Source organism: Synechococcus sp. MU1643, from assembly GCF_020514095.1.
Taxonomy (GTDB): Bacteria; Cyanobacteriota; Cyanobacteriia; order PCC-6307; family Cyanobiaceae; genus Parasynechococcus.
The window spans coordinates 233,000-245,530 of record NZ_VTKY01000003.1 but is presented as its reverse complement, the minus strand read 5'-3'; the positions used below and the strand labels follow the sequence as shown (position 1 = coordinate 245,530).

Below are 12,531 nucleotides of genomic sequence, written 5' to 3'. Positions count from 1 at the left end.
CTGCGGCATCGGAAAATTTCGAACTCGCGACTGAGATCACACCATTTGTGGTGCTATCTGCTGTTGGTGTGAACGTAGCTGTGTAAACAGTGCTGGAGACAGCGGTCCAGTTGGAGAGGGATCCACCGGAGAGGGTGACATCGGATTCGACGAAATCGGTGGATGCTTCTGAGAGAGTGAAGGTGAGTGCTGCGGTTTCTCCTGCGCGTAGGGAGTTATCAGCATCGTCATGAGTGATGGTGATACTTGGTGCGGTTGTATCTAGACGTATGAGAAGGTCGTTCCACCCAAAAGTAGTTCCATTAAAATCAATGTTCTCTATATTTGTGAGAGTATCCTGTCCGTCAGGGCTGCCATCTCTAAGGTCAGTGGCAACAATTCTTTCTCCATCTATATAAAAGCTATAATCACTTATTTCTCCGTTGAATAGGACTATGTCGTCTCCATCGCGCCCATCAAAGCTATTATTTATATTATTGCCACGAAATGTATCTGCCCCAGAACCGCCAATGACTGATTCTATGAGGGTTCCTGGCGCGAAACTTAGGTTGCCAATCTTTCCACCAATATTGGATGCATAAATATTTGTAGCGAGCTTGTCTGATGGGCGCAGATCAATTAATTGAGCTGTAGTAAAGCCGCTTAGGTTCAGAGTGTCATTTCCGCCTCCATCTACAATCGTGTATGCTGTAGTAGGAATTAAATCTTTTAGTTTGTTGAATACGAGACTTGTCGTTTCTCCGATATTTGTATCAAATCCATAAGTTGTGTCTTCTGTGAAAGCATTATTTATTCCAAAGCCATATTGGCTGTATAGGTCGTCTAATGCAATCCAGTCTGCAACCATCGGAGTGCTTAGATATGCAAAGCTTACGTCTATAGAAGTATTCTCTGTCTGATCAAAATACGACATCATTGATGTATGCCACGAGTCATTTATGAAATCAGCATCAGATGAATAGTTAGCTGAACCGTTGTAATTGCCAAGATGTCCGAGGCCTAATGCATGGCCTATCTCATGAAGGGTTGTCTGAAAAACATAGTCTCCAAGAGAGGTGCCCCCGGAGTGCCAGCTTGCTGCGATATTTATTTCTGAATACGTTGTTTCGCCTTCCCATGAGTGTCGTGTGACCGCGTATGCTCCGCTATCGTTATCTCCAAAACGAAAGTCCGCACCAGCGGCGTTTGTTTTTTGAAAATTAATTCCTAGAGTTGCTTCCAGTAATTTGAATGCTTCTTCAATTAAGTTTGAGCGCTCAGGCGAGACACCATCTGAATCTTTTGTGTTGCTTGTAGTATTGTAAGTTAGATTAGATTTGGATGCGAGGTTGAATTTGCGGCTGCTACGACTTTGCGCATTCCAGTAGCCGCTTTCAAGATAATTGGCTAATTCATCAATTGTTCCAAGTGATGCTGCAAAATTGTTGGTGCTTTGGCCTCCTGTGATTGCAGTATTGCCGTTGCAAGATTTACAGGTGCACCCTCTTGAATGAAGTACTGATATCTCTATTCTGTCTTCGAGGTGATCAGGACGCATGTTGATTCCCCGCTTACTAAGGTTTTGCTGAAATGCTTAGATTTTTGGTCATCTGACTGACGCATGCTCGTGGTTCAATTGTCAGTCAAGTTGTCCCTTTGAGAGAAAGTCCCTAGTGAGCGTAGCGTTGATGCCCTTTAGGGCGTTGAGGACTTCTCGATCGCAGTCATGTCGACACTCAATGGGAAGCGTTACGACTTGTCGTTTGCCAGTGTCTTTCCACAAGCGCTCCGCTTGAAACTTTCCTCGCATCTGTCGAACTGAATATCCGAACAGGTACTGGGTTTTGAGAGCAGCCTTCACGGGTGCTTCCCAATGTTCTGAGTTGTAGCGTTCTCTCGGCATCAGCGTCTCGCTCTGCACAAAAACTACCTCCGCTCCACGGATTAGCCAATATTTTCTCTCAGCACCTCAGACTTCGCGTCCCAATCAGCTACTTGTTCTGGGATTCGAAAGTCAATAGCATCCCAAACTGGAACTGACAAATAATCGGCCAATTGATCAGCATCATTACGTATTACACGCAGCGAACCATGGTCAACAATATTAATTCGCTCTCCATTACTGCAGACAAGATTAAGCTCATAGCTGTAGTAACTACTTTTGTTTCCTCGCACATATTCACGTATTAACTGAATTGCGCATATCTGATTTAAGTTGTAAGTCTTCCCGCCCATTGTTAGGCTTTGCGATGAATAGTCAAAAACTGACTCCTTTCTTTTCATCATCCGCCACAGCCAAAAACCACCACCTATAAATCCTAACGAGATTAAAATAGCTTGTGGCTCACCCAAGGATATCGAATTAATAAAAGCCACTAGTCCGACTATAATAAAAATGCCTGAGAAAAGGATTGAAGCAAATGTTGTTTTGAAGCAAAGTAAACCTTTTGAAGGAAGTGAATTGCTTTTTTGTAATTCGTGTGTACAGAAATTCGTACCACCGCTTACTAGTGGATCCCATGATGCTTTAAGCGCAAGTTCATCGCCAAAACTTGAGAGGTCAAGGACTTCGCGCTGGTCTTGAAATATTGCAAATAGATTTTTTAGCACGCCCATAGTAAAAAATCGGTAATCCTTCTTTCTAGGAAGACTTTCCCTCAATAAGGTTGATTATGTCTGAAATTTAAGGAGTTTTGCTTTGTTTCGCTGTGCTGCTGTTCGTGGCTATGCCCTGGCTGTCTGCTGAGGCCAGACCGCTGCTGGTGCAGCAGCTCAGTGGATTCCTGCGCACCGGTGCCTTGGTGTTCGGCGGTGGTCATGTGGTGCTCCCCCTGCTGGAGCAAGCCTTGGTGCCCAACGGTTGGATCGACCTGCAGCAGTTCCTCGCGGGGTATGGCGCAGCTCAGGCGGTGCCAGGGCCGATGTTCAGTTTCGCGGCTTTTCTTGGCTTTGATCTGCAGCCAGGGCTTCAGGGCATCGCCGGTTCTGCGTTTGCGCTCATTGCCCTCTTTTTCCCCTCGTTCTTGTTGGTTGGTGGGCTCTTGCCCTTCTGGAGCGACCTGGGCCGTTTGGCTCCGATGCGTCGAGCCCTGCTGGGCATTAACGCATCTGTGGTGGGCATCCTGCTGGCGGCGTTGTTTCAGCCCGTCTGGCATACAGGCATCCAGGGTGGCGCTGAGTTCAGCCTGGCGTTGGTGGCGTTAGTGGCGTTTGTGCTGTTAGTGAATTGGCGGCAACCGGCGTGGCGTGTGGTGCTGTTCTGCGCCGGAGTGGGTGGTTTGACCCTGGCCTGATCCATACCTCTGCAGAATCATTGCGTTGATGGGGAGCGTGGTGGCTGGGAATGGTGTGAATCCTGCTGATTAGCGCGGTAGTAGTGCCCGTTGCGTCGATGACCGCTGAAGCCCTTCTGGTCAGCACCCAGGGCCATCATTCGACTTAACGCCGTAGTTGGCCGCGGTGAGAGTTGTATCCGGTGCCGGTCATGTGATCGAGCTGGCGGATGGTGCTGACCACGGCGCCAGGGTTCTTCTGCTGCATCGCCTGCCCAGCTGCGGCCATCAACGTCTGAATTGACCAGCTCAAAAGCTCTTGCCGGTCGATGCCGCTCTCATCGATGTCGTCCTTGATCTGCTGCCAGGCCCGCTTGAGCAGCGCATAACCCTGAGAGCACCGAACCCCCAAGTTTGTCCGGCATATGCCAGACATTCGGTTGTTGTTATCCCCTCAATGATCATTCCCTGGAGTTGCTCGATCCGCTCTGCTGTTTCTGCTGCTGTGGCTTTTGGCATGGCCGATCAACCCTTGAAATCCGCTGGGCCAACCAGCTTTGGAGCTTCTTAACGCTAAGACCTTTGCGCACGTTGAGTATCAATCAGCGCAAAGAATCCCCAGGAGCCCCTGAGAACCTTGGCTGACACTTACGCCCCCTGATGGATTCGAACCATCGACCGACTGCTTAGAAGGCAGTTGCCCGCCACAGTCGTACCAATGGATTCCAACGTGTCTCTATCCTGAGCTTTATACCCTGTGGAACTTAATCCTGAGTTTATGGACGCTCCGTGCTGAGAAGATGAAGGTGGGATAAACGTCTAGCCAAAGGGTTTCCCCCCAGGAGCAGACGGTCTCTTGATTTAATTTCTGGCCTTTCCCTTTGTTTTCTGCAGTTACAAATGCTCAGCGAAGGGGATAGCTCAAGCCACGTCTTCACTTAAGAGCGGTCCGACGCCAGCAGTTTTCAGCGCTTCCTTCTAAGCCGTAGGCAAGGCGACAACATCAATAGTCAGCGATCCATCTTCATCACGTTTTAGATCATAAATTAAACCTTTCATATAGCCTTGGATCGAGGCCAATAGATCTTTCTCTTGCTTTGATGGGTTGTTCACCAATGAAGTTACCAACCGAAGTGATAGTCCAACTCCTCCTAAAAGTCCGAGAGGAGCCATCGCCACTGATAAACCAGGCAACATAAGAAGTAGCACTGCAAGAAAAACAGATACAGGAAGCGCACCTGCTGCCATAAGTCCACTTTGCTTAAGAATGTCTATCAAAATCTCCTGCTTTCTTTCGTTGGTTCCATTAATCAGTTCATCACGTTGAATTAGAAACATATCCAAAGCCGTTATCGCGGCAGCGTATGCAGAAGCTTCAAATGCATTTCCTAGTGTCCGCTGCCAGAACTCTTGAGTTCGAACGGTTGTCAGGAATGCATCAAAGTGGTTGTCAAGGCTAGCCGTCACTCTTTCAGTGACGGTCATATCTCTTGAGTTCCTGGAAATATTAGTTGTACCGTCCTCCCATATCGCGTTGCTTGGATTTGAAGCAAGTTCTGGATTGGAATTTTGACTTTCAATATGAGACCAGTGTTTGCCTTGACTGTCACCACTTTTGAGGAATTGATCAACTACCTCGGTGCCAAACTTGGTGATCTCGTCTGGTAAAGCTTTGACGGCATCGGCAGCAGTGATGCCATGGTTTGCCATGGCACTTTTGATCCGAGTTACTTGGCTAGCATCAAAGGGAATGTCATTCAGGCGACTTAACGACGCTCCAATAACCCCAATGCCAATGGATGTAATTGCTGTTGCTTTATCGGATAACGGCTGAACCTTGCCCAGAGCTGACTTGGCCATGCTCTTAAGACCAGTAGAGGTCTTTCTAAGCCTTTCAGGAAAGTCCGACATAAGTACTGCTCTGGATTAGTTGATGAGGATCGTTTGTTGATTGTCTCATGGCTGTTCTGATAGGCCTCACCATTTGCATGTGGCAGTTCTGGGCAGTCTTAGGTGTGCTGCCTAGCTAGTGCGTTCCTTGACTACGATTTCACCAGCAGCTCGAACATTAACGCCTAAGGAACACGCTGTCGGACCACCATTATTAGGTCATTGCAGCTTGTGCCGCAGCCTTTAACGTTAACCAAACGTTGTCCAGTGTTCTGCCGCACATGGACATGCTCGCTCAAGTTACCGTTGTTAATCAATCTGTAGAGTTGAGATCTGGACTTGTATCCAAGGCGTCTTGCAGCCTCGCTAATAGTCATTAACTCCATCTATTCGTCCCTATCTGTTCACTGTTTTGACAACCACAGGCTAGATAAAGATTGCGCCTGTCGATGACCCATGCTCATGTAATTAGATATGACCCAGTATAACTTTAACGTTGTATTTTGCAGGGAACAGACTTGCAGGCTTTTGCTGAGCAAGAGTAAAATTGTTTTATATGTATAGGTTCGCTTTGAGGTTTGTCTGCCAATTGCTATCTCTAAAAACCCAAAGAAGCGTCTACATCGATGCCTGTAATTCCGTTTTCCTTGGAGCCGGCTTTGCCTGGTGATGTAAAGCTGTCGGATATGACAGTTGATTCAGAGTCTTCGTCATAGCTCCAGTTTCTCACAAAAACTGTATTCAGTTTTGATTTGCCCCTGGCTGCTAACGACCTTGAATTTAATGTTGTTAAATATTTTTTTATGGCTGCTGCACGGCTTAGGTTGTCGGGGTGGCTTTTGAGAGCCTCAAGCACATCGTCAGGAACCTTTTTGTAATCGGGTTCTTTGTCTTTCTCCTTGTCCTCATCGAGCCTGCTATTTGACATAGTCGCGTTCATGGCGGCCTTCCGTATTTCCTCAAGGCTTAGGCCGCTCTCTGAAGAGCTTCCTTTGCCTGGGTCCTCTATTCCCTCAGGAAGAAGTTTCTCTATAAGTTTATCCTCGCTGTGGTTCATTGTTTCAGTCCACAATTTGATGCAGCCTTTTGGGTTGAATCCTGCAGTGGCTACATATTTAGTCCCGAGTAGATCAGCCTCGTATTCTTGAGCCCTGTTAAAGCCTGCCAACTCAAGCGAGTAATCACGCAAATTGTATTGAATTCTTTCAATTGCCTTGTTGGCAAAGTTCTCTGCAAGCCCCTGCATCTCATTAAATGCTTGGCCGATTGCAGGTTGTAGGTCTAATGCTGCTTTTGCGATTCTGGGTCGAGTTAGCATTGCGCTAACTCTCAGGTTGTTTAGGGCTGAATCTGTTGAATATGTACTATTCCCAAGTCCTGCGTTAATTCCGCCCATAATAGCCATCGCGGCTATATATGAGTTTTGAGAATTTTTCGCTGATCTGACTGATTCAGAAACTTTTAAAGCGGTTTTTTTATCTAGTTCCTTTGCTTTTTCTCTCTCTTTCGCGCTGTGGTTTTGAGTGACATGGGCTAACTCGTGAGCTACTACACAGGCGACCTGGTCAACCTTCCCTGTTAATTCTTTAAGCATGGCTGTATTCAAAAATATTGTTCCGAAGTCAGAATAAGCAGCTGCGTTGGCTTGGCCTTTCATCGTCCCAACAACCTGTGCAGCCCAAATGTCAAAGTTTGATGCCTTGTCTATTTTTGGAAGCAGACCGATGCTTTGGCATTTTTGGCTGTTCGATGCTATGCCAAGAATTCCTTCGCAATCAACATTGTTTCTAACGGCCACTCTGATAGGCCTTTTGATGTCATTCGTCGTTATTATTCGATCGGCTACTCGAAACACCAGGTACAGATCGGGTGGCATTACTTCTTTGGCTTCTCGATAAGATTCAGCTCTTTTCTCTTTGACTGTTTGTGCGCAAATATTGGTTGGCAGAACAGCGAATAAAAGAGACAAAAGGATTGCTTTTTTCATTGCTTGCTTAATAAGCTTATCTAGTTATCTCATTATCTCATTTCACTTCGCGCCTGTCTTTGCCAGGGTGCTGAGCGGTTTCCGCTCAACGATCGAGCGCGTTCGATTAAGGCTCCCTCGGCAGCTAGTGGTCGGAGAACACAAACCTGCCCCTGTTCAGCTCGGTTTGGACAAATCTGCGCACATATCTGCGTACAAATCCTTGTATGCAAGGAAAAAGGCTCTCAGTGAATCGCTGAGAACCATTGCAGTTACAGGTGACGCCCCCTGATGGATTCGAACCATCGACCGACTGCTTAGAAGGCAGTTGCTCTATCCAGCTGAGCTAAGGGAGCAAGCGACCACATTTTGGCAGGCTGCTTCAGGGCACGCTGGATTTGAAAGCCTTAAGCCGCTTAAGGTGATGGGCTATTGATCGGCATCCATGGCCCCGCGTCGTCTAAGCGACAGCGAGAAGCAGGATCTGGTCGGTCGTTACAAGGCCGGCGAGTTTACAGCTGCTTTGGCTGAGGCCTTTGGCTGCAGTACCAACACCGTAAGCCGCACGGTGAAAGCACTGCTGCCCGCTGATGCCTACGCCGCACTGAAGGCCAGCCGGCAAAAAGGGTCTCTCGCCTCTCCCCCGGTAGCCGTCACTCCGGCTGAGGAACCTGAGGCTGACTCCCCAAAGGACGACGACAGCAGCTTGGCCCTCGATGACGCGGATGACTTCGGCGAGGACCCTGATGAGGAGCTGGCTGACGACGATGACAACGCCGGCGTTGAAACGTTCACGGAGCTTGTTCCCCTTCTAGGCGTAGGAGACCTCAGTAATCGCCCTCTGAATCAAGCCCAACCGTTCAGTGTCGACCTTCTTCCCGACAGCGCTTATATGCTGGTTGACAAGGTGGTCGAGCTGGATGCCCGCCCCCTCAAGGAGTTTCCTGAGTTGGGCCTCCTCGACGATGCCGAGCAGGAACGACAGGGGTTGTACCTGTTCGTCAGCCCTCGCGCGGCCAAGCGCCAGTGCGGGCGCAGTCAACGGGTGATCAAGGTTCCCGACCTGGCTGTTTTTCAGCGCACCAGCAGTTTCCTGCTGGCCCGGGGTATCACGCGCTTGGTGTTGGATGGAACCTTGATTGCGTTGGATTCCTGATCACCGGAGCTGATCGTTCTTACTCGAAGCGATCGCGTTGATCGGGAAGCAACACGGCCGTAGCGGTTCCGCCACTGATCACGCCCATCACCAGAGCAATTCCCACGAGAAAACCCGTGGGGAGAGGCACCGACCGCTGCCCACCGAGCTGGAGCGTGTGGCGATCCTGAAGGTTCTGCGCTCCGAGGCAGAGCAGCAGCATCAAAAGCATGCCACCGCCAAAGCTGATCAGGAGAAGACGAAGGCGAATTAACACGGTACAACCATCGACGGGCTCAGTTTGACGTGGCTTGGTGCAAGAGGGCATAAAGCCGTCGTCTGGACAGCCCTGTGGTTTGGGCCAATTGCCGTGCAGCGTCGCTGGTGCTTGCACCTTCATCCTTCAAAACCTGCAGCTGCCTGAGCAGGTCATCGTCGTTGGGTTCTTCCGCTTTCTCCAGCGGTGCTCCCCCCAGCACAACGGTGCATTCCCCTTGGGGGGGGTGCTGTTGAAAGTGCAGCAAGGCACTGTCCACCGTCGGTCCCACCTGTTCTTCGTGGCGTTTGGTGAGTTCCCGTGCCACCTGCAGGGGACGGTCTCCTCCGCAGTGGTGGTGAAGTTCCTCGAGCAATGTGATCAACCGGTGCGGCGCTTCGTACAGAACGGAGGTGCGGGGTTCTTGGCTGATGGCGTCCAGGCGTGCTCGCCGTTCCTTGCCTTTGGTCGGTAGGAATCCTTCGAAGCAGAAGCGTCTACTGGGTAAGCCGCTGCTCACCAGAGCTGTGGTGGCGGCGCAGGGGCCAGGGATGCAGATCACGGGATGCCCGGCTTGGTGCGCGGCGGCCACCAGCTCTTCACCTGGGTCGCTGATGCCCGGCAGCCCGGCATCACTGATCACCGCCAGGCTTAGCCCCTCCCCCAGCAGATCCAGCAGTTGGGGTAAGCGTGTGCGGGTGTTGTGCTGATGAAAGGACAGCTTGCGGCCGGCTGCTCCGAGAGTGCTGAGCAGCTGTCCGCTGTGGCGGGTGTCTTCGCAGGCGATGACATCCACGCTGCGGAGCAAATCGCGGGCTCGTGGCGACAGGTCTCCCAGGTGACCAATGGGAGTGCCCACCAGATAAAGGCTGCCGCCGCTTGGTTCATCCCGCTGCATCACAATGGCGAGCACCTCTGTTGATCATGATGCCCAGCTCTGCAGTTCTCTCCGCTGGCGTGAACCAGAAGGCTCTGCTGACGGAACTGCGTCGCCTGAGTTGGGGAGCCGCCGATATCTTGCGGGCCTATGCCCGCGGCGAGCAGCCCCCGCATGGTTTTCCCAAGGCCTTGAGTGTCGATGAAGGCGGAGAGGGCCCCGTTTCTGCGGCTGACCTGGCCGTCAACACGTGGTTGCTGGACGGGCTTTCCGCCGCGTTCCCCAAGGCCGACTGGACGTTGCTCAGTGAGGAGACCGCGAAGGAGCAGCTCACAGAGGGCCAACCGCTGCCGGCGGAGTGGCTCTGGATTCTCGATCCCCTTGATGGCACCAAGGATTTCCTGCAGGGTACAGGCGAATACGCCGTTCATCTGGCCCTTGTGCGCGACAAGCGACCGGTGATCGGTGTTGTGCTCCTTCCGGAAGCCGATGAGCTTTGGATCGGCATCGTTGGTGAGGGTGCCTGGTGTGAAGACCGTCAGGGTGAGCGGTCGCCGGTTCGCTTCAGCGAAAGAACCGTGGTTTCAGATCTGATCTTGGTGGCCAGCCGCAGCCACCGTGACGACCGTTTGGTCAAGCTGATTGAGGCCCTCAATCTCGGCGGTTCCAAAGCAGTGGGCAGCGTTGGCTTCAAGGTGGCCACGATTCTTAGAGGCGAAACCGACCTCTACGTTTCCCTCTCCGGTAAGAGTGCTCCTAAGGATTGGGACATGGCTGCTCCGGAGGCTGTGCTGCTGGCGGCCGGCGGTCGCTTCACCCATGCCGATCAGGCCGATCTCACTTACAACACCGGCGATGTGCGTCAGGCCGGCTGTCTGATCGCCAGCCATGGAAAAGCCCACGCCGAGCTCGGAGAGCGTGCGACGCGGGCCATGGCCGAGATCGATCCCGGCTTTCAGGTCTGAGGCCTGATCAGCTCAGAGGTGCAACCGGGGTGGGCTGAGGCTCCACTTCGGAGGCTTCTCCGGCCTGGGGCACGCCCCGCAGGGTGAGGTTGATGCGGCCGCGGTTGTCGATTTCGCGCACCCGCACGGTCACCTCGTCGCCCACCTTCACCACGTCTTCGACCTTCTCGACGCGAGCTTCCGAGAGCTGCGAGATGTGGATCATGCCTTCCTTGCCAGGAAGGATCTCCACGAAGGCGCCGATCGGGATGATCCGCGTGATCGAACCGGAGAACACCTCGCCTTCATTGACCTTGCGGGTCAGGCCTTCGATGATCTTCTGGGCTTCTTCAGCCGCAGCACCATCATGGGAGGCGATGGTCACGATGCCGCCGTCCTCGATGTCGATCTTGGTGTTAGTGCGCTCGGTGATGCCCTTAATCGTGCGTCCACCGGGGCCGATCACGGTGCCGATCAGCTCCGGATCAATCCGGAAGCTGAGCAGACGTGGGGCATGGGGAGACAGGTTGTCCCGAGGGGTGTCGATCGCCTCGAGCATCTTCTCGAGGATGTGGAGCCGCGCAGGACGCGCTTGGTTTACGGCTTCCGCCACCGTCTTCACCGAGAGGCCGGTGATCTTCATGTCCATCTGCAGGGCGGTGATGCCCTTTTCGCTGCCGGCCACCTTGAAGTCCATGTCGCCGAGGAAGTCCTCGATGCCCTGGATGTCGGTGAGGATCCGCACCTCATCACCTTCCTTGATCAGACCCATGGCAGCGCCACTCACCGGGGCCTTCAGCGGCACACCGGCATCCATCAGCGACAGGGTGCTGCCGCAGACGGAACCCATGGAGGTGGAGCCATTGGAGCTGAGTACTTCGCTCACCACCCGCACCACGTAAGGGAAGGTGTCCTTTTCGGGAAGCACGGGAAGAATGGCGCGCTCGGCCAGGGCGCCATGCCCGATTTCACGTCGACCGGGGGAGCGCATCGGCCGGGTTTCACCGACGGAGTAGGGCGGGAAGTTGTAGTGGTGCAGGTACAGCTTTTCGGTGTTGGGATGAAGGTCGTCCATCTCCTGGGCATCGCTGGGGGTGCCCAGCGTTGCGGTGGAGAGCACCTGGGTGAGTCCACGCTGAAACAGACCGGAACCATGCACCCGGCGCGGCAGGACGCCGGCCATGGCGCTGATCTGGCGCACCTCGTCGAGGCCACGTCCATCCACACGCTTGCCATCCTTGAGGATCTGCTGACGCATCAGTTTCTTGGTCAGCGCCTTGAAGCTGTTGCCGAGCAACTTCGGGCTGCTGGCCAGGGCTTGGCGAACGGCATGGTCATCCTTGAGACCTGCGATGGTCTCGGACACTTCGCCCTTCACTGTTTCCAGAGCTGTGTCCCGCTCGTCCTTGCTCTGATCAAACTTACTGAGGACAGCGCTGATCGCTTTCGTGCACTGCTTCTCGAGATAGGCAGGAACTGTGCTGTCTTCTTCCGGCTTCTCCGGCTTCACTTGGGTGATGCCCAGATCCTTGAGCAGCTGTTCCTGAGCCTTGATCAGTTCGCAGATCGCTTCGTAGCCGAAATCGATCGCCTCGATCACGTCCTGCTCGGGCAGCTGGTTGGCGCCAGCCTCGACCATCACCACGCCGTCAGGAGTACCGGCGACCACCAGGTCCAGATCACCCCGTTCGATCTCCCGGTAACTCGGGTTGAGGACGAAGTCATCCCCCAGCAGACCCACCCGCACGGCTGCCATCGGGCCGTTGAAGGGGATGCCCGCAAGCAGCGTGGCTACCGATGCGCCCGTCACCGCAAGAACATCGGCGGGGACCCGCTCATCGAGGGACAGGCAGGTGGCTACCACCTGTAGGTCGTCGCGCAGCCAGCTTGGGAACAGCGGCCGCATGGGGCGGTCGATCAGTCGTGCCGTGAGCGTGGCGCGTTCGGGTGGGCGGCTCTCACGACGCATGTAGCTGCCGGGAATGCGTCCAGCTGCATAGAGCCGCTCCTCGTAGTCGCAGATCAGCGGCAGGAAATCAATGCCTTCTCGACCGCCCGAACGGGTTGCGGTCACAAGCACGGAGGTGTCGCCACACTCCACCAAGACGGATCCTCCCGCCTGTGGGGCGAAGCGCCCGGTGGTCAGTCGAATCTCGCGTCCGTCAAAGGAGATCGACTGGGTTTGTCCTTGCACGACGTCTTATGTCCTTTT

At 53.1% G+C, this 12,531-nt stretch carries 10 protein-coding genes, 1 tRNA gene and 1 pseudogene; 3 read left to right on the top strand and 9 right to left on the bottom strand.

Annotated features, from left to right (window positions below):
- Positions 1-1,537: Ig-like domain-containing protein (locus FZX09_RS07495; RefSeq protein WP_226401638.1), on the bottom strand; the 1,537-nt coding region annotated here is incomplete at its 3' end.
- Positions 1,538-1,923: 386 nt separating this feature from the next.
- Positions 1,924-2,595, bottom strand: coding sequence for a hypothetical protein (locus FZX09_RS07490; protein ID WP_226401636.1), 672 nt, complete (start codon positions 2,593-2,595; stop codon positions 1,924-1,926).
- Between the two features lie 74 nt (positions 2,596-2,669).
- Between FZX09_RS07490 and FZX09_RS07485 the strand changes: the two are divergent.
- Positions 2,670-3,272 (top strand): annotated as a pseudogene (locus FZX09_RS07485) (chromate transporter); the annotation flags it as partial.
- Positions 3,273-3,417: 145 nt separating this feature from the next.
- Here FZX09_RS07485 and FZX09_RS07480 read toward each other — a convergent pair.
- The 4 genes from FZX09_RS07480 to FZX09_RS07465 form a co-directional block, all read right to left on the bottom strand.
- Complete coding sequence (locus FZX09_RS07480; protein WP_370624209.1) at positions 3,418-3,663, bottom strand: hypothetical protein; 246 nt, start codon at positions 3,661-3,663, stop codon at positions 3,418-3,420.
- A gap of 566 nt (positions 3,664-4,229) precedes the next feature.
- Positions 4,230-5,111, bottom strand: coding sequence for a hypothetical protein (locus tag FZX09_RS07475; RefSeq protein ID WP_226401634.1), 882 nt, complete (start codon positions 5,109-5,111; stop codon positions 4,230-4,232).
- 628 nt (positions 5,112-5,739) lie between these two features.
- Positions 5,740-7,128 carry a M48 family metalloprotease gene (locus FZX09_RS07470; protein ID WP_226401633.1) on the bottom strand — a complete coding sequence of 463 codons (1,389 nt, stop codon included), beginning with the start codon at positions 7,126-7,128 and terminating at the stop codon, positions 5,740-5,742.
- A 261-nt stretch (positions 7,129-7,389) separates the two neighbouring features.
- A tRNA-Arg gene (locus FZX09_RS07465) sits at positions 7,390-7,463 on the bottom strand.
- Positions 7,464-7,552: 89 nt separating this feature from the next.
- On the opposite strand from FZX09_RS07465, the gene FZX09_RS07460 reads away from it, so the two are divergent.
- A complete protein-coding gene (locus FZX09_RS07460; protein ID WP_226401632.1) occupies positions 7,553-8,263 on the top strand; it encodes a helix-turn-helix domain-containing protein in 711 nt (236 codons plus the stop codon).
- A gap of 19 nt (positions 8,264-8,282) precedes the next feature.
- Here FZX09_RS07460 and FZX09_RS07455 read toward each other — a convergent pair whose 3' ends face one another.
- Both FZX09_RS07455 and rsmI read right to left on the bottom strand, forming a co-directional pair.
- Positions 8,283-8,519: a hypothetical protein gene (locus tag FZX09_RS07455; protein ID WP_226401631.1), complete on the bottom strand. Its 237-nt coding sequence runs from the start codon at positions 8,517-8,519 to the stop codon at positions 8,283-8,285.
- A 19-nt stretch (positions 8,520-8,538) separates the two neighbouring features.
- A complete protein-coding gene (rsmI, locus tag FZX09_RS07450; RefSeq protein WP_226401688.1) occupies positions 8,539-9,396 on the bottom strand; it encodes a 16S rRNA (cytidine(1402)-2'-O)-methyltransferase in 858 nt (285 codons plus the stop codon).
- 26 nt (positions 9,397-9,422) lie between these two features.
- Between rsmI and FZX09_RS07445 the strand changes: the two genes are divergently transcribed.
- Positions 9,423-10,340, top strand: a complete 918-nt coding sequence (locus FZX09_RS07445; RefSeq protein ID WP_226401687.1) for a 3'(2'),5'-bisphosphate nucleotidase CysQ — start codon at positions 9,423-9,425, stop codon at positions 10,338-10,340.
- Between the two features lie 7 nt (positions 10,341-10,347).
- Here the strand turns inward: FZX09_RS07445 and FZX09_RS07440 are convergent, their stop codons facing one another.
- On the bottom strand, positions 10,348-12,513 hold the full coding sequence (locus FZX09_RS07440; RefSeq protein ID WP_226401630.1) for a polyribonucleotide nucleotidyltransferase: 2,166 nt from the start codon (positions 12,511-12,513) through the stop codon (positions 10,348-10,350).
- Positions 12,514-12,531: the final 18 nt, after the last annotated feature.